General features: G+C 52.0%; 20 protein-coding genes. 14 read left to right on the plus strand and 6 right to left on the minus strand.

Annotation, left to right across the window (positions count from 1 at the left end):
* Window positions 1-129: 129 nt before the first annotated feature.
* On the plus strand, window positions 130-1,461 hold the full coding sequence (locus KSO86_RS00150; RefSeq protein WP_216379418.1) for a citrate synthase: 1,332 nt from the start codon (window positions 130-132) through the stop codon (window positions 1,459-1,461).
* A 54-nt stretch (window positions 1,462-1,515) separates the two neighbouring features.
* Here KSO86_RS00150 and KSO86_RS00155 read toward each other — a convergent pair whose 3' ends face one another.
* Entirely contained in the window at window positions 1,516-2,160 is a 645-nt protein-coding gene (locus KSO86_RS00155; RefSeq protein WP_216379419.1) for a Maf family protein, read from the minus strand.
* The gene (locus KSO86_RS00160; RefSeq protein ID WP_216379420.1) at window positions 2,157-3,821 is read right to left on the minus strand and encodes a DUF885 domain-containing protein; all 1,665 of its coding nucleotides are present in this window, start codon (window positions 3,819-3,821) and stop codon (window positions 2,157-2,159) included. Before KSO86_RS00160 ends, KSO86_RS00155 begins: the two co-directional genes overlap by 4 nt.
* Before the next feature lie 116 nt (window positions 3,822-3,937).
* On the opposite strand from KSO86_RS00160, the gene KSO86_RS00165 reads away from it, so the two are divergent.
* From KSO86_RS00165 to KSO86_RS00175, 3 genes are all read left to right on the plus strand, one after another.
* The gene (locus tag KSO86_RS00165; protein WP_216379492.1) at window positions 3,938-4,978 is read left to right on the plus strand and encodes an adenylate/guanylate cyclase domain-containing protein; all 1,041 of its coding nucleotides are present in this window, start codon (window positions 3,938-3,940) and stop codon (window positions 4,976-4,978) included.
* An 85-nt stretch (window positions 4,979-5,063) separates the two neighbouring features.
* Window positions 5,064-5,744: a response regulator transcription factor gene (locus KSO86_RS00170; RefSeq protein ID WP_216379421.1), complete on the plus strand. Its 681-nt coding sequence runs from the start codon at window positions 5,064-5,066 to the stop codon at window positions 5,742-5,744.
* 32 nt (window positions 5,745-5,776) lie between these two features.
* On the plus strand, window positions 5,777-7,093 hold the full coding sequence (locus KSO86_RS00175) for a sensor histidine kinase (RefSeq protein ID WP_216379422.1): 1,317 nt from the start codon (window positions 5,777-5,779) through the stop codon (window positions 7,091-7,093).
* A 7-nt stretch (window positions 7,094-7,100) separates the two neighbouring features.
* On the opposite strand, the gene KSO86_RS08450 is transcribed toward KSO86_RS00175, so the two are convergent.
* The 3 genes from KSO86_RS08450 to KSO86_RS00190 all read right to left on the minus strand — a co-directional run bounded on the left by KSO86_RS08450 (window position 7,101) and on the right by KSO86_RS00190 (window position 10,387).
* On the minus strand, window positions 7,101-8,501 hold the full coding sequence (locus KSO86_RS08450) for an LCP family protein (protein ID WP_216379423.1): 1,401 nt from the start codon (window positions 8,499-8,501) through the stop codon (window positions 7,101-7,103).
* Between the two features lie 17 nt (window positions 8,502-8,518).
* Complete coding sequence (locus KSO86_RS00185) at window positions 8,519-9,676, minus strand: LCP family protein (protein WP_216379424.1); 1,158 nt, start codon at window positions 9,674-9,676, stop codon at window positions 8,519-8,521.
* Window positions 9,677-9,739: 63 nt separating this feature from the next.
* Window positions 9,740-10,387 (minus strand): TIGR03089 family protein, encoded by a 648-nt coding sequence (locus KSO86_RS00190; RefSeq protein ID WP_253280655.1) that lies wholly within the window; start codon window positions 10,385-10,387, stop codon window positions 9,740-9,742.
* A gap of 194 nt (window positions 10,388-10,581) precedes the next feature.
* Here KSO86_RS00190 and KSO86_RS00200 point away from each other — a divergent pair, with 194 nt between their 5' ends.
* Genes KSO86_RS00200 through KSO86_RS00210 form a run of 3 tightly spaced genes read left to right on the plus strand, consistent with a single transcriptional unit; the run spans window position 10,582 to window position 15,292 of the window.
* Window positions 10,582-10,929 (plus strand): WhiB family transcriptional regulator, encoded by a 348-nt coding sequence (locus tag KSO86_RS00200; protein WP_436231423.1) that lies wholly within the window; start codon window positions 10,582-10,584, stop codon window positions 10,927-10,929.
* Window positions 10,930-10,937: 8 nt separating this feature from the next.
* A complete protein-coding gene (locus tag KSO86_RS00205) occupies window positions 10,938-13,868 on the plus strand; it encodes a glycosyltransferase (protein ID WP_216379427.1) in 2,931 nt (976 codons plus the stop codon).
* Window positions 13,865-15,292: a DUF5719 family protein gene (locus KSO86_RS00210; RefSeq protein WP_216379428.1), complete on the plus strand. Its 1,428-nt coding sequence runs from the start codon at window positions 13,865-13,867 to the stop codon at window positions 15,290-15,292. The genes KSO86_RS00205 and KSO86_RS00210 overlap by 4 nt, the downstream gene beginning before the upstream one ends.
* A gap of 1 nt (window position 15,293) precedes the next feature.
* Here KSO86_RS00210 and KSO86_RS00215 read toward each other — a convergent pair whose 3' ends face one another.
* A complete protein-coding gene (locus KSO86_RS00215; RefSeq protein WP_253280656.1) occupies window positions 15,294-15,716 on the minus strand; it encodes a metallopeptidase family protein in 423 nt (140 codons plus the stop codon).
* Window positions 15,717-15,778: 62 nt separating this feature from the next.
* Between KSO86_RS00215 and KSO86_RS00220 the strand changes: the two genes are divergently transcribed.
* The 7 genes from KSO86_RS00220 to KSO86_RS00250 all read left to right on the plus strand — a co-directional run bounded on the left by KSO86_RS00220 (window position 15,779) and on the right by KSO86_RS00250 (window position 23,457).
* Window positions 15,779-16,222: a DUF3499 domain-containing protein gene (locus tag KSO86_RS00220; protein ID WP_216379430.1), complete on the plus strand. Its 444-nt coding sequence runs from the start codon at window positions 15,779-15,781 to the stop codon at window positions 16,220-16,222.
* A gap of 56 nt (window positions 16,223-16,278) precedes the next feature.
* On the plus strand, window positions 16,279-16,953 hold the full coding sequence (mtrA, locus tag KSO86_RS00225) for an MtrAB system response regulator MtrA (RefSeq protein WP_216379431.1): 675 nt from the start codon (window positions 16,279-16,281) through the stop codon (window positions 16,951-16,953).
* A 5-nt stretch (window positions 16,954-16,958) separates the two neighbouring features.
* Entirely contained in the window at window positions 16,959-18,584 is a 1,626-nt protein-coding gene (gene mtrB / locus KSO86_RS00230) for an MtrAB system histidine kinase MtrB (RefSeq protein WP_216379432.1), read from the plus strand.
* Complete coding sequence (locus KSO86_RS00235) at window positions 18,581-20,257, plus strand: LpqB family beta-propeller domain-containing protein (protein ID WP_216379433.1); 1,677 nt, start codon at window positions 18,581-18,583, stop codon at window positions 20,255-20,257. Before mtrB ends, KSO86_RS00235 begins: the two co-directional genes overlap by 4 nt.
* Before the next feature lie 116 nt (window positions 20,258-20,373).
* Window positions 20,374-20,967, plus strand: coding sequence for a ComF family protein (locus KSO86_RS00240; RefSeq protein WP_216379434.1), 594 nt, complete (start codon window positions 20,374-20,376; stop codon window positions 20,965-20,967).
* 247 nt (window positions 20,968-21,214) lie between these two features.
* Complete coding sequence (hpf, locus tag KSO86_RS00245) at window positions 21,215-21,889, plus strand: ribosome hibernation-promoting factor, HPF/YfiA family (RefSeq protein WP_366493637.1); 675 nt, start codon at window positions 21,215-21,217, stop codon at window positions 21,887-21,889.
* A 182-nt stretch (window positions 21,890-22,071) separates the two neighbouring features.
* Window positions 22,072-23,457: an FAD-dependent oxidoreductase gene (locus KSO86_RS00250; RefSeq protein WP_216379436.1), complete on the plus strand. Its 1,386-nt coding sequence runs from the start codon at window positions 22,072-22,074 to the stop codon at window positions 23,455-23,457.
* Window positions 23,458-23,491: the final 34 nt, after the last annotated feature.

Below are 23,491 nucleotides of genomic sequence, written 5' to 3' on the forward strand. Positions count from 1 at the left end.
TGAGGTATCAGGGATTTTTCTACCCAGTATTTATCTCAACATCAAAACAAATATTGAAAATTACGGTAGTGTGATGTGTATCGTACTCATTGTGTAGTGAGTGGCGAAAAAAGACGAAGGAGTCGGGCTATGGCAGAACATGCGAAACTAATTGTTGATGGGCGCCATCTCGATCTGGAACGCGTCCCAGCCGTATCTGGCAATGATGGTTTCAAGATCAACTCTATGCTGGCTACCACAGGTGCAGTAACCTTGGATCCAGGCTTCACCAACACTGCCTCGTGTACCTCAGCAATCACCTATATCGACGGTGACGCTGGAATTTTACGCTATCGAGGGTATCCGATTGAGCAACTAGCTGCACACTGCTCGTTCCTAGAAGTGGCATATTTACTGATATACGGGCAGCTTCCAGATGTTGAATCACTAGCAGCTTTCACCCATCGGATTAAAAAACACACACTATTGCATGAAGATTTTCGTTCATTCTTCACTGCGTTCCCGTCATCGGGACACCCCATGTCTATATTGCAAGCCGGAGTAGCCGGCCTGGGTACATACTATGAGGATACGTTGGACCCAACCGATACTGAACAACGGAATTTGGCTACCGTTATTCTGCTGGCGAAACTTCCAACGATGATTGCCTATATTTCGAAACGGGCAACTGGATTGCCGTTGCTTTATCCCGACTCAGCAAAGTCGTACACCGAAGACTTCATCCGAATGACGTTCGCATTGCCGTATCAGAACGACGATGTAGACCCGACGATCATTAACGCTCTCGATAAACTCTTTATTTTGCATGCAGACCATGAACAGAACTGTTCAACGTCGACCGTGCGTCTGGTGGGATCAGCCCAAGCCAATATCTACGCTTCGGTGGCTGCTGGGGTAGGGGCGTTGTCCGGTCCTCTTCATGGTGGTGCTAATGAAGCTGTGCTTGCTATGTTAGGTCATCTGCGTGAAACCAGAACTCCGATAAAAGATTTTGTTTCGCAGGTGAAAGACAAGAAAAACGATGTAAAGCTGATGGGCTTTGGACATCGCGTCTACAAGAACTATGATCCACGCGCAACAATCGTCAAAGATATTGCCGACGACGTTCTCGGCGCACTATCGGGCGATGAAGAGCTCTTTGATATGGCACGTGAGCTGGAACAGGTTGCGTTAGAGGATGATTACTTTATCGAACGCAACTTGTATCCCAATGTGGATTTTTATACCGGTCTGATCTACAAGGCGATGGGTTTCCCAACGAAAATGTTTACGCCGTTGTTCGCACTAGGTCGGTTGCCGGGCTGGATAGCCCAGTATCATGAGCTAGTCGATGATCCTGCCCAGAAGATTGGTCGGCCACGGCAAGTTTATGTTGGGTCAGATGCGCGCGACTGGGTGCCACTTGGGGAACGTCAAAAACGGTATTCGGGCTTCAGCGAACCACTTGATTACCAAGTGTAACGGCAGAACATCATGGGGGTGTGGACAAACCTTTCGTCCACACCCCCATGACACTTAGAGTTTCCAGAATTCGGTAATCGAATGACCCAACTCATGTAATAGGTTACGCACCAGCGGTAGCGAGATACCGACAATGCCGTGGTAGTCGCCCTCGATGCGCTCGACAAACGGGCCACCAAAGCCATCAACGGTGAAGGAGCCGGCAACATGCAGTGGCTCTTCGGTAGCAATGTATGCGTCGATCTCGGCATCGGTTAGCTGAGAGATGTAGACCAAAGCAGTTGAAACAGCCTCGGCATGCTGTCCGGTCTCGACATCGATAATGCAGTGCCCAGTATGAAGCGCACCTACCTGTCCGCTCATGGCGCGGAGGCGCTCGCGGGCTACCTCTGGCGTGTGTGGTTTGCCGACGATAACGCCGTTCATTTCGAGCATAGAGTCGCATCCGACGACGACGGTTGGTTGCGGATCGTGCTGAGTGCGTACGACGTCGTAAATAGCGTTGGCTTTGCTAGTAGCAAGAAGCTGCACCTGACTGGTTGCGAGCGTGCGCGTATCTAAATCCGGGTGAGCGGCAGCAAAAGCTTCGATTAGCGAATCCTCATCAAGATCAGCAACCCGAACGAGTGGAGTGATCCCCGCGTTAATAAGGGTTTGGCGCCGAGCCGGTGATGCGGAACCAAGAAGCAATGTTTTCATGCCAACGCCTCACCCAGCACGTCAAGTCCAACTGAGCCAAGGGACAGTGCCTTAGTGTGCCATGCTTTGAGATCAAATGCGGCGCCTTCGCGTTGCTGTGCCTGTGCACGCAACTGCTTCCACATCCGATGACCGATCTTATAGGCAGGTGCTTGGCCCGCCCAGCCGAGGTATCGGTTGAGTTCAAAGAGCAAGAACGAACGTTCCATGGCTACGTTGTCCTGCAAGAACTGCCAAGCAACGTCCCGGTTCCAGGTAGGGCTAATGTGCTGGTACTGCGTAGGGGCTGGTTTTTCCAGATGAACCCCGATGTCCAAAACAACGCGGGAAGCACGTAGCCGTTCGGCGTCGAGGACGCCCATGTAGTCACCTGGCTCATCCATATATCCCAGTTCGCGCATAAGGCCTTCGGCGTATAGCGCCCAGCCTTCGCCGTGTCCGGACACCCAGCAGAAGTTTCGGCGCCACATATTTAGTTGGTCCTTGAGATAGGTTGTGTAGCCAATTTGTAGATGGTGTCCTGGTACGCCTTCATGGTATACAGTTGTTTTTTCTTGCCATGTTGTGAAAGTGTCTGTTCCAGCTGGAACGGACCACCACATGCGGCCGGGACGAGAGAAATCGTCTGACGGACCAGTGTAGTAGATGGCTCCGGTACCCGACGGCGCAATTTTGCATTCGATCTTCTTCATTGGAAGGGGGATGTCAAAATGCGTATCAGCTAAATTGTTGAGTGCCTGATCTGAGATTCCTTGCATCCACTCCTGGAGCGCTTGAGTGCCGTGCAACTGGCGGGCGGGATCATTGTTCAGACGATCCATCGCCTCAGTCACACTGACTCCCGGACCATACAACTCGTGAGCGATACGCTGCTGTTCGGTGACAATCCGTTCGAGTTCGGCAACACCCCATTCATATGTTTCATCGAGATCCAGGTGCGCTCCCACAAATTGGCGGATCTGGCGATCATAACGCTCGCGACCAAACGCATCCCGGGAGGATCCATGCGGTGCTACTTCAGCAGCTAAGAATTCGGATAGTTCGCCGTAGGCTTGTCGCGCTTGAGTAGCTGCTTCGTTAAGTGCTTCGGCTAGATGTGGGAAGGATTGTGCGCCGCGCTGTGCGAGCGCCTTCAAGGCAGATTTTTCGCCGGCAACCTCGCGTGCCTCGGTAATCGCGAGATCAACTTGCCGCTTAGCATGTGCAGGTCCGTGAGCGACTCGTAATATGAGAGTCTCTTGCCATCCGCGTAGCGCTTGCGGAATGTTGTGCAGACGTTGGTTAACTAATTCCCAGTCCGCTTGGGTCTCGGTAGACATTAGGTCAAATACTTCGGTGATGCCTTGTAGTGGAGAGGCGATGTTATTGATCTCCCCAAACTCGCAGGCGTCGTAGTTTTCGAGTTCTAGGCCGAGTCGTTCCCGCATGGCCGCGATGGTGACGCGATCGACGTCGTCCACCGGCTCGAGACTATCGAGAGCGTGCAGTGTTGAGCGTTGCAGGTCGGCAACCTCGGCTAATCCAGCTGGAGAATAATCAGAAAATTTTGATTCATCAGCCCCAGGGAGCCCAAGCGAGGTGACACTTTCCGGTGATCTGTCAAGGATTCCTTGAGAATATGAGTTTGCAAGTTCATCAATTTGTGTTTGTGGTCTAGTCATATCTGTCAGTTTACCGGCAGACGGACTGAAGAAAATAGTAGTACCCTAATGTGAGTTAAGGAAATATGGCTTTTGCCTTCAAAAGTGACAGTAAACTTGCTAGAGTAGTGGATGTGATGCAAGACACACCTGATTATAATGTGGATGACGAAGTGACGACGGTTGAAAAACATGCCCGTCGGCTCTTAGGTGGCGCCCCGAAATATGCCCTCCACCAGGCCGCAGACTTGGTTGGAATGGATGTTGATTCTGTGCGCCGGTTTTGGCGAGCGATGGGGTTCCCATATATTCAAAATCCCGATAGTGTTCTCTTCACCGAATACGATATCGATGTAATGCGGGCGCACCAAGACTTTGTTAAGCGTGGAAAGATGGATGAGGATACCCAAAATTCTCTGATCCGTGCCCAGGCCCAACTTTCTGATCGAATCGTTTTGTGGCAATACGAAGCCTTAGTTGAAGAAGCTGAAAACCGATACGGGTTGGATGAAGTCTCGGCACGCTATTGGGTGCTCGATCATATTCAAGACTACGAGCAGTTCCTCATATATCAAACAAAATATGCGTGGCGTCGGCATCTGACTGCGTTCTTGCGGCGCACCGAAGTGGAACTGGAAGGTATGTCATATAGTGGCGATAACACCATGCCACTGATGCGAGCTGTTGGCTTCGTCGATCTTGTCTCATTCACCCAACGCTCCGGTGAGCTATCACCGCACCAGCTAGTTGATTTCATTCAGACCTTTGAATTCACCTCCCGTGATGTGATTTCAGCTTACGGCGCACGAGTTGTTAAAACAGTTGGAGACGCGGTTCTGTATATCGCAGATGATCTGCGTACTGGGGCAACAGTTGTTTCTGAAATCGTGCGCGCCTTGCGAGAAACTCCAGGCATGCCACAAGTGCGAGCATCGCTAGTGTGGGGTGGTCTTGTGTCCCGCTTTGGTGATGTATTCGGGCCAAAAGTAAACCTCGCCTCACGGCTTTGCTCGATCGCACCAGTGGGTGGAATATTAGTAGACCGCCCTACTGCTGAAGCTCTCAAGCGGCTTGACGAACATGCTTATCGCATCGAACCCTTCGGGACACCTAATCTCCAAGGAATCGGAAATATCGATGCCGCGCAGTTGCACGTCGTCGAAAATACAGTTTCTTAATCCACAAAATTCTGAATATTCCTTTACTATAGGAAGTAACGGTTTAAAGTTAAGTCGCCGATCTAGATATCTAAGGGAAACTGAAATGACGAATGTACTTATTGTTGAAGATGACTCGGCCATTTCTGCTCCACTGGTTCGTGCCTTAATGCGCGAGGGGTACGAAGTTACCGCAGTCGATACCGGCCAAGCCGCAATCGACCAGATTTCGCCGTCAGTTGATCTGATGGTGCTCGACCTTGGACTACCAGATATGGATGGCCTCGACGTAGCTCGCGCCACCCGATCTGCTGGGCACTCGTGTCCGATTCTTATTCTCACTGCACGTGCAGAAGAAGTAGATATGGTGGTCGGACTAGACGCCGGTGCTGATGATTATGTGACTAAGCCATTCCGGTTAGCTGAGCTACTGGCACGTGTACGCGCTCTGTTGCGTCGCACATCGGTTGCTGAAGAACCAACAGGTACGTTGCATGCCCAAGATGTCACCATCGATATTGCGGCACATCGTGCCTATATCGGAGACGAAGAGTTGCAACTGACTGGCAAAGAATTTGAACTACTCACAATTCTAGTGCGTTCAGCAGGTCAAGTCGTGTCCCGCGAAACACTCATGACCACCATGTGGGGCAAAGAAGTGGAGACTTCAACCAAGAAATTGGATATGCATATTTCGTGGTTGCGTCGCAAACTAGGTGACGATGTCACTGAGCCGCATTATATTTCCACCGTTCGTGGCATGGGCTTCCGATTTGAAATTAAATAAGACCCGCTAGAAACTAGGGGAGAAAGTGCGTCATGCGCCAACGAGCAATCGAGCTGGTCAGAATGGCCGTCGCTGTGGCCGTGCTTTTTATCGCAATCCCGGGGATGCTACTCGGAAGCCTTCTCATTTGGCGTGATGCCCAGTCTACCGTTGAGGTCCGATCGCAAGCCGTAGTTGAAGTTGTTGGCCGTCTTGAACTCAATAATTCAAAGGTATGGCCGAATTTACTGGATTCACTTGCCGAATCCTCACGTCTTTCTGGTGTCTATATTTCGGTTACCTACCCAGACGGGCAAACAGTAGAGTCAATGACCTCAGCAGCGCCACTAAGGTTTGAACTGCGGAGGTTTTCGCCACAGGGCGCGCTAGTTACAATCTCAGCGCCGAAGTATTCGGCGCTGATTAATATTGCCAAGCTTATCGGGGCAGCGGTTGCATTAGTGACTGTCTCGTACTGGGTAGGCGCCATTGTTGCCCGACGGCGTGCCCGTATTCTTTCTGACCCACTCGTTTTGCTTGCTGCCACCGCTGAACAAATAGGGGCCGGCCAAGTTCGTACACATATGCCACCGTCGGGCATTGAAGAAATTGACTTAGTACACCAAGAACTTGAAAGAACGGCATCTCGAATGGCTGGTCGTATCGCGGCAGAACGTCAGTTCGCTGCTGATGCTGCACACCAATTACGTACTCCGCTGACTGCGCTATCTATGCGTATCGAAGAGATCCAGCTACTTGCCGAAAACCCGGAAGTAGCGGAAGAAGCTGAGCGGGCATTGGAACAAATTGACCGGTTGAGTGGAGTGGTCACCGAGCTGATGCGTACCTCCTCAACTGGCGCCAGCGGAACAACCGAAGCGGTAAACTTACGTGACATCTGTATCCAGCAATTTGATGAGTGGCAGCCAGTATATGCGAAGGAAAACCGCGAGCTCGTTTTTGCTGAAGGCGATTACGGTACAGTTTTGGCGACGCCTGGTTCGTTGGCACAAATACTTGCCACACTGATCGAAAATTCGCTTAAGTACGGCGCCGGAACAACTACCGTTACTGTCGAAAAGTCGGCCCGGATGGTCAATATTAAAGTCCGTGACGAAGGCCCAGGTGTTCCTGACGGGCTTGGCGATACTATTTTCCTTAAAGGCGTATCGACAGGTGGCTCTACCGGTATTGGACTGGCCGTCGCACGCGAACTCGCAACAGGGGACGGTGGACGTTTAGAGTTGACCTCTCGCAAGCCAGCAGAATTTACCCTGACGCTCGCTGCAGTACCGCAGTATATCGATCCAGCGCGCGAGGCCGGACCAGGCACCATAATATCGTTGCGCTCGCGTCGTCGTCGACGATAAGGCTACTTTAGAACGACGGTACGAGGGCTTCCTTAGTCACTTTACCGTCACGTACATCGGCCCAAAACGTAGGGCTCGCATCTGCATCGAGAAGTACATAGGAAGCACCATCATCACCAACGTAGTTCAAAGAGCTAATCGGAGGCGTGCCCATTGCGCCGTCGGGGCCCATCGCCGAACGGAGTGCCAGGCCTGCCCATGCTACGTCAAATAGCGAATCATTGTTATCGACAGTCAAAACATCGGCAGTGGCCGTCACAAGTTCGCGCTGTTTGCTCGGGTTGACGATAGTTGAGGTTGAGGCGGCTTTGCTAATAATTTTAGATACCACTTGACGCTGCCGAGCAGTACGCCCGATATCCCCAAGCGGATCTTGATAACGCATACGTGAAAAAGCCAGCGCTGTGGTGCCATCGACGTCGTGGCAACCAGCCTGCCACACTAGAGTCGAATACGGATCATCAACATCGTAGTCGAGACATAAATTGACTCCGCCTACTGCATCCGTTAATTGCTTGACCCCGTCCATGCCGATTTGAACATAGTGGTCAACTGTCAATCCGGTTAGAGATTCGACGGTTTTAACAAGTGACTGATGACCACCAACGTTGAGTGCTGCATTAATCTTTCCGGAATTGCCATCGGGATAATCGACTAGTGTGTCACGAGGGATGGAAACCAACGATGTGGTTCCGGATTCGGGAACCTGCAACACCATAATGGTATCGGCACGATGTCCCTCAGTTGGATCTGAAACTACGCCACCACGTTCATCGGAGCCGACAATAAGATAGGTTGTTCCGGGAGTATCCGGGCTACCGGTGAGAGCCGATATTCGCGTGATACGAGAATCGCCAAGGTTAAATAGATGATATCCCCAGGCGCACACCGCGATGACACAGCATAAAACAATGATGCCAGCAGACCGTGCGTAGAAGCCTAGCCCACGCACACGTCTAGGACGTGCTGGCGTAGGCTGTGACATCGACCGCGCAGGCGCCACCGGTTCCGGCTCAACAAATCGGGTCCGAGGTGGTTGTGCAGGCGGCTGCATTCGCTGAGGCGGGTGTGCTTTCGCTGGGTATGGTCGTGCTACCGGAGCTGGCGCGGCCGGTGGTTGCTGGGGTTCGAAGCGCGGTGGCTGGCTTGCCGCTGCTGGCTCGGCCGGTATAGCCTGCTGGCGAGAAGATGCTGGCTTGTTGAAAGCGGAACGCCGAATCGGACTGCGCGGTCCGCGTGGTTGCGCTGATGCGCGGGGTGTGGACCGCATGGGTTTAACAGGTACTGACTCGTTGTGCTCAGGCTTCGGACTTACCGGTTTCGGCATCGGACGTCCTACTTTCCGCGCTCCTTGAGCGCGCGGTCGGGGACGACGCTTTCGAGGTTCAAAAGACGGTGGCTGAGTCACTAAGCTTCCAATCGCTGTTAATCGGCAATACCTGAGCCAATATTAGTTTTAAATTCTTCGAGCTGTTGCGGAGTAACACTGCGGACGATTTCCGGACCAGAATCAGTAGCTAAAGCTTGTTCTGGAATCGGCACATCATTGACCAGCGCGTCCCAGACCAGCTGAGCATTCTGTGACGGACGCACTCGCGCGCCGTCCGGGTAATACGGCATCGTTGCAAAATTGATTTCATCTGGGTCGACATTTCGAAGTGAATACGCCAACCCGCCGAGCCATTGAATATCGCCTAAGCCTTGAGAAAGATCCATGTGGCTCGTGACGTCTTTGAGGATGCCATAGAGAGTTGGAATATCAGTAAAGACATTCAGCCCGAATGTTTTCTTGGCGATGGCGGTAACAACTTGATGTTGACGTGAAATACGCCCGATATCTGAGCCGTCGCCGATCGAGTAACGGGCACGGGCAATGCCGAGTGCTTGGGTGCCATCGAGATGGTGGCACCCGGCTTCTAGCGAGATACCGGAAAAAGCATCATCGATTGCTTCATTGAAGCACATATCGATGCCACCAATAGTGTCCACAACGTCGCGGAACGAATCAAAATTGAGAACCGCGAAGCCATCCACATAGACGCCAGTAAGATTTTCCACCGTGCGCAAGGTGCACGCAGCCGCTTGAGCGACGTCGCCGCCAAATGTTCCGCCGGTGGAAAAAGCTGCGTTAAACATGGTGTCATTTTGAGGATAAGACTCATCACCATTACCCATGACGCATGAGGGAATATCGACCAGAGTGTCGCGTGGAATGGAGACGACGTCGATACGCGAACGATCAGCAGCAATATGCATCAACATAGTGGTATCGGAGCGTTGCGTCCCGCCGTCCGCGCGGTCTGCGCCCAACAACAAGATATTGAGTGGCTTGCCAGCCTTTTGGTCCAGTGGTGCCTGGTTTTCGGTAGGGCGGTCAGCTTCCTTAACCAGCGAAGTAAGATCATGCTGGACGATGGATTGCTGAAGCTCATGAAGCATCGTGGCAAGTGCTGTACCGCCACCAAGAATAAGAGCGAGCACGGTCAGGCCGAGGACTCGGAGGCGATTTCGCCACGGTCCACGCTTGCGCTGATGAGTTGCTGAGCGATGAGGGAGTCCGGAGCTCTGGTTCGACTTTTCCACGCTATTCCTACTCCTTCTGACAATTATCTAACCATGTGCCACTGGCCGGGGAGCCGTGGGTGGTTAAATTCTATCCCACATCGAGGCATTTTCAGAGACAATAATCGAGCTCATATCGTTTTCTGGGGTAATTATCACGAGTGCTGCATCGCTGATGATTGCGCCAGCAAATTTACGCGCAAGTTCTAGCGGGTCCTCAATACCAACCGCATAGGAGAAGCAGTCTGATTGTGGTGGTTTGCTAACTTCGAGCGCTACATTAGAGATAAGTGACAAGTCGACGACGTCGGGATAGAGCATCGGTGCGGCCGCAGCGTCGTCGTAGCCATCGGGTAGGTCGCCAGGCCATGCAAAGGCTAATGATTGGAGGGCTAAGGCGAGATTTGTCGCCTCGGGAACTGGGCTTTGTGGGGTAGCTGTGACGACGACGTCGTTCCAATGTGCCTCGTCTGCCGTCGTTACTACCTGACAACCAGCGATATGCCCGGCGAGCACCCAAAGAATAGACTTCCAGTGCGGCGGCAGATCGATTATGAGCCGGCTGTCTGAATCGACGCCGAGGTCGTCACGTAAATATTGAGCGATTTTAGAAAGATGCATCGCAACAACTTTTCCGGAAAGTTCGATGCGCTCATTGGCTCCATACCATGTCAAGGCTGGAGCTGTGCCACGGTTTTGCAGTGAGATTAGGAGAGAATGCGTGCTGGTCATGAATGTCCTTACATGGAAAAGAATGTGACAGCTGTGCACATTATAGTGAAAAAAGGAGAACCGGATGAATGCAAGTCGAGTAGGGATGTGTGATTATTTCTAATGCTAGAGGGCAGTTTGCCCTATCGCCTTGACTTTTGGGGTACGACACGCGTGTAATTTACATAGTGCAATAAATTCGAAGGGATCGTGGTATGTGGGAAGTAATGGGAACGGCGCCGGATAAGCATTCCGATGCCCGCAATGCCCAAACCCTCATGCAGGGTATCTTCAATCTTGGCTACGGCACCCAGACTGCGGAAGATTTATCTTGGATGGAAGAAGCGTTGTGTGCCCAAACCGATCCAGATATTTTCTATCCGGAAAAAGGTGGGTCTACTGCGCCAGCTACATCGGTATGTGCTAGTTGCTCGGTGCGCGCTGAATGTCTTGAATATGCAGTCACCAACGATATTCGCCATGGCATTTGGGGTGGTACCTCAGACAATGATCGTAAGCGTATGGCACGCGAACGAAAGGCAGCCCAAGGCTCGCGCGGTTAGGGTTTGTTGTGAGTGCGTCAGAGTCACCCCACGTCAGTATCACGGCTATTGTCATTTCTCAAAGCCGTGATTTTCCTTATTTATCTCAAACGTTGGTAGCACTGTCAGAACAGAGCGTGAAACCGCAACAAGTTCTTATCGGGCTTGAAGAAGACGCGGAACTGCCATTCTTACATCGGACGTTATCGCACGCACACATTCATGTTATTGGGCGTCAGACTAGTTTCGGACATGCGGTAGACGCAGTGCTAGCTCAAGCTGATATCAGTGGAGATTGGCTGTGGCTGATCCATGCTGATTCGGCACCGGAAGCGGACGCGCTGGAGCACATGATCCAGGTGGCGGAGACATCTCGTCAGATTGGAGCAGTCGGACCGAAGCAGGTGTCCTGGGATAGCGAACCGCGTCAACTACTAGAAGTCGGCATCAACGCAACACGCTCGGCCCGTCGGGTTCCAGAAATCGAAATGGGAGAACTAGACCAGGGCCAACTGGATTACCGGACAGACGTATTAGCTGTCGGGACTGCTGGTATGCTCGTCCGCTCTCAAGCGTGGGATGATGCTGGTGGGATAGATCCAGCTTTAGGTCCATTCGGTGACGGCTTGGAATTTTCGCGGCGCTTGCGATCGGCTGGCTACCGCGTTGTGGTTGAACCACGCGCCCGGATCCGACACGCTCAAGTGTCGCTGGGACGGCCGCTTGTTGGCTCTTTTGCTCGGCGCCGTACCAATCAACTTTATAACGCTTTGCTAGCCGCGCCGGCATTTCTTGTGCCGTTCTTATGGTGTGGCTACGTTCTGGGGAGCATACCTCGCGCGTTCTTGCGACTCTTATCTAAAGATGTTGCCTATGCGAAAGCAGAATTAGTTGCTGGCTGGAGCCTTGTTACTCGACTCCATGCGATTATTCGTGGCCGTGAACGAATTCGTCGAGTAAAAGTAGTTCCTCGACGTGCACTCAAGGACTTAGAAGCCCGGCCGTGGAGTATCCGGCAAGCGAAACGTCATTCTCGACGGGCTCGCGCCGACGCTCACTACATGGCGGTGGCGCCAGATCAATTCACGATAAAAGAGCGTGCCCAGTACCAACGTCAAAGCAAGATCGGTCGCATCGTCGTCGCAGTTATTAGCGCCGCGATCGCTGGACTACTGTTCCTGCCGATCGCATTTAATGGAACCGTAGTTGGTGGCGGTTTAGCCCATAGCTCTGCGACTGGTTTGGAGATAATTCATTCGGCGTTCTCTGGCTGGATCGCATCGGGTGACGGAATGCCTGGTGCTATTGATCCGCTATGGGTATTTCTGGCGTTACCATTGACTGTTCTCCAACCGTTGCACATTACGCTCGGGCAATTACTCACAGTTCTGATTTATATTGCAATTCCGCTCGTTGGTTTACTCGCTTACGCTGCGATCGGACGAATCGTGGTGAGCTGGCAGGCACGGGTAGTTCTCGCTTTAGTTTGGATATTATCGCCACCGTTTATTGACGCGTTGGGCGCTGGCAGAATATCGGGAATAGTGGCCTATATTGGGCTCACTGGTTGCGCTTATACTCTCGGAAACGTGTGGCGCGGATCAGCTCGTGATGCCGGACTACTGGCATTTTTCGGGATGCTGGCATCCCTAGCTTCACCAATTTTCGGACTCATCTTGGCGCTTGCTGGAATCGTTGCAACAATCGCACAACGTGGGCGTTGGCGGTGGATTGCTATTTCTCTTCCGGCGCTTGCAGTTCATGCACCTGGCGTCAGGTTTGGCGGTTGGCAGTATCTTTTGGTAACTCCGGGAGTGCCGCTAAATGATTCAGGTGCTGATCCGGTTGCGGTACTGTCATTAGTTCCATATCAGTCTTTTACTCTGAGCTTTCCGAATGTCTTAGCTTATGCGTTACCACTGAGCATGGCTGCCATTGCGGTTTTTGTGTTGGCTCGCACGACTCTTTACGGCCGTATCCGGGTGGCATGGCTATTTGCGATCTTAGGTTTAGCCTGGGCATTATTAGCTACTCAGTTTGTTCACAAGGACATCACATTGTGGTCTGGTTTTGGACTAGAACTGGTATGGATATCGTTGACGACGGCGATTGCTTGCGGCCTAGCAGGGGCACGGTCGTGGCTACGCGCTGCATCGTTTGGAATTAAACACCTGAGCGTAGGCGTTGTTAGTTTAATTTTAGGTATTGGACTTGTTGGAACCAGTGCGCATCTAATCCTAGTCAATGATGAAATCCTGCAGCTCCATCCGCAACCAGCTACGTTGATTCCAGCTATTGGTTTGGAAGATCAACGTTCTGGAAACAAGGTGCTATATCTCCAGGTTGCCTCGAATGGTGTCGAAGCTCAACTGTGGCGCGGTTACGGCATCGAATTGACTGAATGGACTATGGTGGAGCAAGCACGCGGTGCAGACGGTGCAGCCAAGGAACATTTAGGTCAAACGGTAGCTAATATCATGGGCCGATCAGCTTCCGTTGCTAATGATTTGAGCGAACATGGAGTATCGCTCATTGTTGTACCGCGCAGTGATGAACCACAGCGTGCCGAACTTGTCGCAGCATTGAATGCTAGCCGGGGGCTCGATTATGTCTCTGGACATGAGTCAGGAGACTTTTGGCGGGTGACAAACTCGGCCAGTAACGTCGTCGTCGGCTATCCCGATAGAACCCAGCAGATACGTCCTTCCGATCGTGATCGAATAATCGTTCTCGCAGAACGCTACGGGCCAAGCTGGCGTGCCCGACTGAATGGGAAACTGCTATCGGTAAACAAAACTGGCTGGCAACAGTCCTTCGTTTTGCCAGCAGGAGAACACGGACAATTGATCGTCTCGAACGATGATTGGACACACCGGGGACTCGTTGGACTGATGATAGGCGCAATGATTCTCAGTATCTTCGCCGCACTGCCAACATTCCGGAAGGGATGGAGCCGATGAAAATAAAACCAATCATTACCGGCGCTGGTGTGCTAATTATGGCCGGGGCAGTAGTTGCCTCTGCTTTTATCCTCCCGCAAAAGCATGTCGACGCCGTCTCTGCGCCTGAGTATATTCCTACGGACCAAACTTTTTCCTTGGCGTGTACGGGTGGAGCGAATCGAACAGTTACTGAAGGCGTTAGCGTAACAAAGGAATCAGAAGCTATCTCGGGCAGCGGTTTTGTTTTTGTCGACGGAGCCCACTGGTTCGATATTGCAACCAAATCAGATGCTGATTCGCGAACTATCCTCCCTACAGCGTCGTCAGATTTAGGAGTGACTCAGGCAACCGGAGTTGTCTACGCCCGGGGAGCAAGCGCTGAAAATGGTCATATCATGGGGGCTTCGAGTATCACTATTGGGGGCGGAGATATGCGGGGACTGGCTGTGAATCCCTGCCAATGGGCAAAACAGTCGCTGTGGCTCGTAGGCTCTGATTCGCAGGTTGGAACCTACAACACGCTAGCGATCCTTAACCCTGGTGATAACCCAATCGCAGTGACAATAGCGGCGTTTGGTGAAAATGGTCCGCTGGATTTAGGCTCTGCCAAACGTATGACAATTGCGCCTAAAACTAAAATCTCGACGAGCTTAGATGGTTTGATTCCACAGACCGAGCATATGGCATTGCATTTGACGTCTGATTCTGGTGAGTTCTCGGCGTCGTTGCAAACAAATGCTCTCGATGGTTTTAATCCACAAGGCTTATCGTTCGTCACTGGTGCCGCTTTTGGTAAGAATGTAACGATTCCTGGAGTCATTATTCCATCAGAGCGCACGTCAGACGGCGATGTGGAGAGCGGTGCGGGAGCAAGTTTGCGAATCGTTAATCCGCAAAACTCGGAAAACCAAGTGAGCGTGGCACTTCTTGGCAAGAAAGAACAGTCTCTTCCAGGGGCAGATAAAATCATGGTGCCGGCACAATCAGTTCTTGATTTAACTCTTGACGGAATTGAGCCAGGTGCATATGCGGTGCAGGTTAGCAGTCAACAACCGCTAACTGCGAGTGTCAACATGACGGTGGCTGCCGGAGACGTGAAAGATCAAACCTGGGTAGGTGCGCAACCACAGCTGCGTGCCGGCGGGGCGGCAGTATATGGAACGGCACAACTAGTAATGACGGCATCGAAAGTAACAACGGTGGACGTTACTGGGTATGACTTCCAAGGGGCTACCAAGTTTCAGAAAAAGCTATCTGTGAATGGGACGCAGACGCTCGAGCTTCCGGACACGGTCGGATACGTCTGGGTTTCGGCATCATCGCCACTACACGCAGCCGTGTACTCTACCGCAGAGCTCAACAAGGGCCAGGGGGTTAACGTTACTGCATTGACTGCCCGTGGAGCTGATGCGCAAGCTGTTGCAGTTATGGTCAAGCCTTAGGTCAGCGCGCGTAATCGACGTCGTTGGGATCCATATCCAGGGCACTAGCGATCTGCCCGACCATCACCTGGTGGATAAATAGACGTGGATCGTCCTCGTCTTCGATAGCCATCTCCAACGGCATCCGGTAAAAGACGAGTCTTCCTAAAATTTTTGAAGGACGTTCGAACGGAAGAAAACGAGCTAGCGGAACGCCGTCTTCCCAAGGGGCCGGATCAGTAGCTGGAACATCGAGTACTGCCACGTCATAGCGGTCCAGTTTTTCCCCAATATGTTCCCGAAAAGCCGTTAGTTCCCACGACAAAATATCGTCGAACTGTTGGGCGCGGGTTCGATAAGCTGGCGATGTTCGATCAACCAGCGGGCCACGCAGTCCGCGCCCATGACGATCGCGGCGCCGGCCGCAGGTTCTTTTCGGTAGCATACTCACAGATAGTATCTTAGGCCACGGGGACTGGAGACGACGAGCGATGTAGACTAGAAGGCGTGAGTCCAATCCGACACTGTAGCCGAGGCGTCTGTAAAAATGCGGCAGTCGCCACGATGACCTATGACTACAAACAAGCAACCGCCGTACTCGGGCCGCTTTCACCGGTGCCGTTGCCTGGCGCGTTTGACCTGTGTTCTCAGCATGCCCACACGGTTACCGTTCCCGTAGGGTGGCAGATGATTCGACTAAAAACCGAATTCGAACCGGTGCCACCGTCCACTGATGACCTCACTGCGCTCGCGGATGCGATTCGTGAAGCATCACGCAAAGATGTCCCACCGCCGCAGCCAGCACAGCGCGAAATTCGCCGAACCTCAATGGATATCTCAGCAACACCGCGGCCACGCCCGCGGCCACATTTCACTGTTGTGGATGGTGGAAATGACACTGTTGATGACGCTGACGGGCAAAGCGATTTGACGCCAGTTTCTGACGAGTAAACTTGGTGGACCCTTCCGGTAGACTAGACGCAGATAATTAAGTGAAAGGTAGCCTCATGCGAATCCTCGTTGTTGATGATGATCCAGGTATTTCCGAAATGGTAGCAATCCTTCTGGAGTCGGAAGGATATGAAGTTTCGGTGTGCGCTAATGGGTCTAATGTACTTGCGCTTTTTAAAGCAGAGCACCCGGATCTGGTGCTTCTTGACGTCATGTTACCGGGGATGGACGGCGTGTCTGTATGTCGCGTACTGCGTGAAGAGTCTGATGTCCCGATTATTATGATGAGCGCGAAGACTGATTCAGTCGACGTGATTGCTGGACTTGAAGCTGGCGCTGACGATTATGTCACCAAGCCGTTTGAGAATTCCGTGTTGCTGGCACGAGTTAAGGTTCGGTTGCGTCGTACCGAAAATGAAGCTGAGGTACTGCGGGTCGCTGATTTGAGTATTGATCTGAAGGCGCATGAGGTGCGCCGTGGTGACTCGCTCGTTCACTTGACCCCGTTGGAGTTTGATCTGCTGACAGTGTTGGCTCGCAAGCCGTATCAGGTTTTTTCTCGGGAAGAGCTGTTGGAGCAGGTGTGGGGTTATCGGCATTCAGCGGATACTCGGCTGGTTAACGTCCATATTCAGCGGTTGCGGGCAAAAGTTGAACGTGACCCAGAAAATCCTGATGTTGTTTTGACTGTTCGTGGCGTAGGCTACCGGGCAGGTTCCGTTAAGGAGTAGTACGCGTGAGCGCGAATGAGCCTCGCAAACGCAGTATTTTTGACCGCATAGAGAACAGGCTGACCCGGTATCGCGTCTGGTGGCAGTCATCGCTAGCTGTCCGAACTATTACGTTGATTGCTTGTGCCTCGATTGTTGGTATTGCCTTAACTGGTACGGTCATCACATATCAGGTCAAAAATGCAGTTTTCGATCGCACTGTTTCCGTTGATATTGAGCGCTTTGCTACGGATACCCAGTTGGCGCAAGAGCGTTTTTCCGTTGCGGTTTCACCGACGACGGCGCAGTCCCAACGTGTCGCTCTGGAACTTGTGGCATCGCTTTATGATCCAGCACGTGAGTTGATGGGTGGCGTCTTGCTGCGTTCGCCAAGCCAGGAATTTGGTGGAACTCCGATTTTGGAGCCAGAAACAGCAACGACGACGCGTGTGCGGTCACTAGTAACACGCGAATTACGAGAGATCGTGCGTAGTGATGCAGACTTGGGCTGGCAATCTGTTTCGATTGCGAACGGTAAAAAAGACGATATTCCTGGAGTCATTGTTGGCAAACAGATTAGCATTCCAGGTTCTGGAGATTATGAACTGTATGCAGTTTTCTCGCTGAAAAACCAGCAGGATTTGTTAAATGCGACGATGCGTGCGTTGTCCCTTGGAATGGTTAGCTTACTTGCTTTGCTAGTTATTGTCGCCTGGCTCATGGTCCGGTTTATTTTGCGGCCAATTCGAGCGGCTGCCACAAATGCGCAACGGCTGACTGAAGGCGAATTCGATTCGCGAATGAAGGTCTATGGTTCGGACGAACTAGCGCAGTTGGGGACGTCGTTTAATACGATGGCTTCGTCACTGGAAGAACAGTTCACCAAGCTGGAACGAATGTCTGCAGTACAGACAAACTTTGTTTCTGCTGTTTCGCATGAGCTACGCTCACCGGTTACAACTATTCGTATGGCTGGTCAACTGATTTATGACAAGCGCGAGGATCTACCTCCAGCGCTCAAGCGCAGTGCTGAACTGCAACATACACAATTACGAAACCTAGACGCTATGTTGTCCGATTTGCTGGAAATTTCTCGATATGATGCTGGCGGAATGGCGTTAGCGGCACAGCGGGCTGATATTTCAGCAATTGCGCAAAATGTTATTGAGATGGCTGATCCGCTGGCTACCGATAACGGTGTCATTGTGAGACTGGATGTCGTAGGTGACACCTATGCAGAGGTCGAACCTCGTCGTATCGAGCGGGTGATTCGCAACCTAGTGGTTAATGCTCTTGAACATGCCGAAGGTAAACCAGTTCGGGTTTCTGTCGTTGGTGGGCGTGATGCGGTTGCGGTGCGCGTCCTAGATAACGGTGTAGGACTTAGCCCGGAGCAAGCCGAACACGTATTCGATCGTTTTTGGCGTGCGGATTCGTCTCGAGTGCGTAAGTCAGGCGGAACTGGGCTCGGCTTAACTATTGCGAAAGAAGACGCACTCATCCACGGTGGAACATTAGAAGCAATCGGCGAACTCGGCGTTGGTTCAAGCTTCCTGCTTACTATTCCCCGAGTTCCAAATGAAGAGTTTACCCGTCCGCTTCCGCTGGAAGTACCGGAGCCGTTTTTGCTACCGGAAGGGGAACGCGAATGAAGAAAATTCTAGCTCTTATTGTGTGCGTTCTTATGCTGGCAGGTTGTGCCTATATTCCGACGTCGGGTAGTCCACATGCGGTTGAACGTCCAAAGCAAACTAGTGGTGGAATCGTGCTTGATCCACAGGGACCAGCTGAAGGCGCTGACCCTGAGGATATCGTGGTGGGCTTTATGCGTGCGTCGTCGGCTGGTTTCTCGGATGACTTCGTCGTTGCTCGGCAATATTTGACTGCGAGCGTAGCAAAGACATGGAACCCTACTACTCAGGTTCGTATCTATCCAGATTCGCAAAACCAACAAGTGAGCCAGACTCGTTCCGGCGCCTACCGGGTTACGGTAGGCGCGGGTGGCAGTCTTGATTCCACTGGACGGTATACGGCAGCGACCGCTGATGCCACGCTTTCAAATGAGTTTTCGTTGGTTAGAGAAAAGTCGGGTGAGTGGCGTATAGCAGTCGTACCTGATGGTGTGACCATGCCAGAGTCATTATTCCAAACGCTTTTCGTCCGAACCCCGCTTTATTTCCCTACCCAGGATCAAAAAGCACTCGTTACTGACGTGCGGTGGTATCCGCGCTCCCAGGTTGTGTCTGCGGCGAGCCGGGGGTTGGTCGACGGTCCATCAGCGTGGCTAGCTGGCTCGGTAACAACACTATTGCCATCGGGAACACGTTTGAATTCGCCTGCAGTCAGCGTCGAAGGTGGTATTGCAAGGATTGATTTAAGTAGCGACGTGGCTGAGCTGTCACCCCAAGCGCGGAGCATACTTTATGCCCAGTTTTCCAAAACGCTCACTGCAGTAGCGGGTATATCAGGCGTAGAAATCTCGGCTAATGGTGCGTTGATTAGCAACGATGAACAAACGGATATCTCTACCTATCCATATTCCGGTTCAGATCTACTAGTTCTTGCCGATGGGAAGCCCGCATTGGTTAAGGATGACGGTATTCATCTGATCGGTGACGCTGACACTCTCGCACACCTCGATCTCGTCTCGTTGGCAACACCGTATGGAGAGTCCTTAACAGAATTCGCAGCAGTGGGAAATGGTGGACGTACGTTGTATCGAATTTCGATGACTGGGCAGGTTGATACATTACTATCGGGTACTGCTTTTGTTACTCCCTCTGTTGATCGTAATGGTTTTGTTTGGGCAGCAGAGCGATCGGCGGAGCGGTCAGTTACTGCTGTTGCCTTAGATTCAGGACGAGTAGTAGACGTGGCCGTACCGTGGCTAGAAGGGCTGAAAGTTCGAGCAATAGCCGTTTCGCGTGAGGGTGCGCGACTTGCGGCAGTTGTAGAGCACGACGGGGCATCCCAGATTTTGATTGGCGGTATTGTTCGGGACGGCAACGGTGTCCCGCAGTCCGTTTCGGAACCAATCCGGGTAGGGCAGCGGCTTATGGACGTTACCGATCTGTCTTGGATTTCCGGTACTCGCCTCGTGGTGATCGGGAAGAGCCAAACCGCTTCCATCAACGCTTTATATTCGGTGCCATTGGGTGAAAACATTTCGGTGATGTCCTCACTTGAAGATATGACGAATGTGACGGCGGGTCGTAATGACGAATCGATTCTGCTTCAGACGATTCATCACGATGTCTATGCCTATGATGCGGGCGGCTGGCGCAAGGTTCTTGAGGACGTGACAACACCTACGTATCCGGGGTGAGATCAGTGTCTGTATATAAAGCCATTCGCCGGTTCTATATGCAATGTGTGGATATTGTCTTTCCGCGTTGGTGCGTCGGGTGTGCAGTAGCCGACGAGAGTTTGTGTGATAGATGCATGTCGGCGTGGTCAGGTCCATGGTGGCGGGCAGAGAGCAACGCTCAGTATCTGCTTCGGGTCGATAGCGAGGGCGAAGATATCACGGCTTTTCCCGTTTGGGGGAAAGCTTGGTATCGAGGCGTAGTAGCAGACTCTGTGGTTGCATGGAAAAATCGTGCTGATCGACGTTTAGACTGTGCGTTTGCCCAGCTGATATCGGACGCTCTTCAGGAGCTTAACGTCGGTCATGCATTTCCAGCAGCCCGCTGGGATCGGGTTGTGATTGTTCCGGTTGCATCGTCGTGGGTACGCAAACACCAAGGCCGTTTCGTTACTGGTGTTATTGCCCGTGTTGTTGGGGAACAACTAGGTGTTGCAGTTGTTGACGGGCTTCGTAAAGGTGCTGTTCGGCTACGGTTGCACAACGCTCGCGAGCGCGCTGTCAAGAGCCGCGAGCAGTACGCCGTGCGAGACTTTTCTGGTAGAGACGTTATCCTCGTTGATGATGTTTTGACGACGGGGGCGACGCTTAATGGTGCTGAAAGAGCGGTTACTCGTGCTGGTGGTCGGGTGGTAGGAGCTATTGTGTTGGCAGTAACTGACCATCCGTAGGTGAAAACCTGGATTAAGGATCTGTATGCTATCCGCTGAAAAGTGTTCATCAGCTAACTAAATAGTTTCATTTTGTGACGTGAGGCACTATACTAGAGGTACGTGCAAGGGAGCGAACCCATAGATGGTTATGGGTTTACTCAGATGTGAAGGCGGGTGATTGGTGTTTTCTTCTCGCGTCACGCGAGTATAGTCCCTCAACGTAGCATCGATGCTGATGCTACCCTCACGACCCAAGGAGGTCATCGTGGAATTCGTAGTTAAAGGCCGCAATGCCGAAGTTAGTGACAACTTCCGAGCTTTCGTTGAAGAAAAGCTGGCAAAGATCGAACAGTTTGCTCCGCGTGCGCAACGGGTAGAAGTTGAAGTAACTCATGAGCCTAATCCGGCTCAGGCGGAAGTTTCTGAGCGTATTGAGATTACTGTCCGTGATAAAGGGCCAGTGGTTCGTGCTGAAGCGGCTACATCTGATCGGTATGCTGCGGTAGATATGGTGGCTCAGAAGCTCTTTGAGCGGCTGCGCCGTAAGAGTGAGAAGATGAAGGATCGCAAGCACCATGCCGTTCGTGATCTGCCAGCCGAAGAACTGAATGTAGATGAGTTGTTAGCTGAGGTGAAGTCTGCTCATACCGAGGCGCAAGCAGAGCCCGATATGCCAACTCACCCCACCGTCGTCGGCGAAGAGATCGAAATCCAAGTTGGTGATTCGCCGGTTATCGTTCGCCAGAAGCTCTATGAAGCCCGGCCGATGTCGGTTGAGCAAGCGGTTGATGAGATGGAACTAGTCGGACACCCATTCTTCTTATTCATTGACGAAGAAACTTCGCAACCATGCGCGGCCTACCGGCGTCACGGTTGGACCTACGGTGTCATCCGTTTGGATGCAAAGACGGTTGAACATGGACCAGGTGACGTTGCGTAATAGCAGATAGTCAAGACATACATGAGGGGCATGCGCCGGAAGGTGTGTGCCCCTCATGTATGGCGAGCCGATGTCGATATGGTCACGCCCTGTTCAGATGTAAGGGCTTAGTCCGCTAGTATTGCTTGTGGTTTCTTACAACAACTGACAACGGCCGTTGAGAACGGCTGAAAGAGGTAATCGTGACTCAACGTCCACTTCAGGTAGCGGTCATTGGTGCTGGTCCAGCAGGAATCTATGCTTCTGACATTTTGTCGAAGTCAGATTTAGATGTGCAGATTGATCTATATGAAAAACTGCCAGCGCCATACGGTCTAGTTCGATACGGAGTAGCTCCAGATCATCCTCGAATCAAGGCGATTATTACAGCGCTATATAACGTTCTGCAACGTGGTGATATCCGGCTCGTTGGGAATGTTGAAATCGGCAAAGACATCACATTTGACGAGTTGCATGAACATTACGACGCAGTCCTCCTATCAACTGGTGCTGATCGTGACCGTCCGTTCGATATTCCAGGTGCGGATCTTCCAGAAGTCTATGGCGCTGCTGATTTCGTGTACTGGTATGACGGGCACCCAGATGTTCCACGCACCTGGCCGTTAGAAGCGAAAGAAGTCGCGGTACTTGGTGTTGGAAACGTGGCATTGGATGTTGCCAGAATTTTGGCCAAGCACCCGGATGATCTCATGAGCACTGAGATTCCAGAAAATGTGGAGCAAGGGTTGCGCAAGTCGCCGATTACTGATGTTCATGTCTTTGGCCGTCGTGGCCCAGCCCAGGTGAAATTCACGCCGATGGAATTGCGTGAATTAGGGCATGTACCTGATGTTGACATCGTGGTTTATCCAGACGATTTTGATTACGACGCCGGTTCGGAGCAAGCCATGGATGAGTCTAAGATGGCTCGTCAGGTTGTCGATCAGTTGACGAATTATGCGTTCCAAGAGGCTGAAGATCTAACAGCATCACGCCGCATCCATATTCACATGCTACAAGCGCCCGCAGAAATTCTTGGCGATGAGCATGTTGAGGGTATCCGGATGGAGCGCATGGAATTGCAAGGCGATCAGTCGGTCAAGGGAACTGGGGAATTTATTGATTATCCAGTTCAGGCTGTTTATCGTGCAATCGGATATGCGTCCTCACCTATCCCGGGAGTGCCATTCGACGCTAAGCGATGCATCGTTCCAAATGAGGGTGGTCGTGTTGTTGATAATGATGGTGCTGTAGTTACCGGAATGTATGCTACCGGATGGATTAAGCGCGGTCCTGTTGGTCTGATTGGTTCGACCAAATCTGACGCGCAAGAAACTATTTCTAACCTGATTGATGACTATAAGGCTGGCAAGCTTCATGCGTCGACGGAAAACGTTGGCTGGGAAGCTGCACAGGTGGTTCTAGATGCGCGCGGAGTGCGTTATACCGACTGGGAAGGTTGGCACCATCTGGAGGACTTTGAAAAGGCGCTCGGTGCCGAAGCTGGCCGCGAGCGTATCAAGGTTGTCGAACGCGAGACGATGACCGCTGTTTCGCGCGGTGAAGAGCACGACGGCAAGCTCTACTGATATTCCTCGACGTGACGTGTGCCCGGAACTAAAG

This window comes from Arcanobacterium phocae, from assembly GCF_018913465.1.
GTDB lineage: Bacteria > Actinomycetota > Actinomycetes > Actinomycetales > Actinomycetaceae > Arcanobacterium > Arcanobacterium phocae_A.

What these genes read in the sequence shown, in the direction of transcription:
- KSO86_RS00170 (WP_216379421.1), top strand. Translation starts at nt 5,064, where the DNA reads ATGACGAATGTACTTATTGTTGAAGATGACTCGGCCATTTCTGCTCCA.
- KSO86_RS00215 (WP_253280656.1), bottom strand. Translation starts at nt 15,716, where the DNA reads ATGCTACCGAAAAGAACCTGCGGCCGGCGCCGCGATCGTCATGGGCGC.
- KSO86_RS00200 (WP_436231423.1), top strand. Translation starts at nt 10,582, where the DNA reads ATGTGGGAAGTAATGGGAACGGCGCCGGATAAGCATTCCGATGCCCGC.
- KSO86_RS00150 (WP_216379418.1), top strand. Translation starts at nt 130, where the DNA reads ATGGCAGAACATGCGAAACTAATTGTTGATGGGCGCCATCTCGATCTG.
- KSO86_RS00235 (WP_216379433.1), top strand. Translation starts at nt 18,581, where the DNA reads ATGAAGAAAATTCTAGCTCTTATTGTGTGCGTTCTTATGCTGGCAGGT.
- KSO86_RS00165 (WP_216379492.1), top strand. Translation starts at nt 3,938, where the DNA reads ATGCAAGACACACCTGATTATAATGTGGATGACGAAGTGACGACGGTT.
- KSO86_RS00175 (WP_216379422.1), top strand. Translation starts at nt 5,777, where the DNA reads ATGCGCCAACGAGCAATCGAGCTGGTCAGAATGGCCGTCGCTGTGGCC.
- KSO86_RS00190 (WP_253280655.1), bottom strand. Translation starts at nt 10,387, where the DNA reads ATGACCAGCACGCATTCTCTCCTAATCTCACTGCAAAACCGTGGCACA.
- KSO86_RS00210 (WP_216379428.1), top strand. Translation starts at nt 13,865, where the DNA reads ATGAAAATAAAACCAATCATTACCGGCGCTGGTGTGCTAATTATGGCC.
- mtrA (WP_216379431.1), top strand. Translation starts at nt 16,279, where the DNA reads ATGCGAATCCTCGTTGTTGATGATGATCCAGGTATTTCCGAAATGGTA.
- KSO86_RS00240 (WP_216379434.1), top strand. Translation starts at nt 20,374, where the DNA reads ATGTCGGCGTGGTCAGGTCCATGGTGGCGGGCAGAGAGCAACGCTCAG.
- KSO86_RS00160 (WP_216379420.1), bottom strand. Translation starts at nt 3,821, where the DNA reads ATGACTAGACCACAAACACAAATTGATGAACTTGCAAACTCATATTCT.
- KSO86_RS00155 (WP_216379419.1), bottom strand. Translation starts at nt 2,160, where the DNA reads ATGAAAACATTGCTTCTTGGTTCCGCATCACCGGCTCGGCGCCAAACC.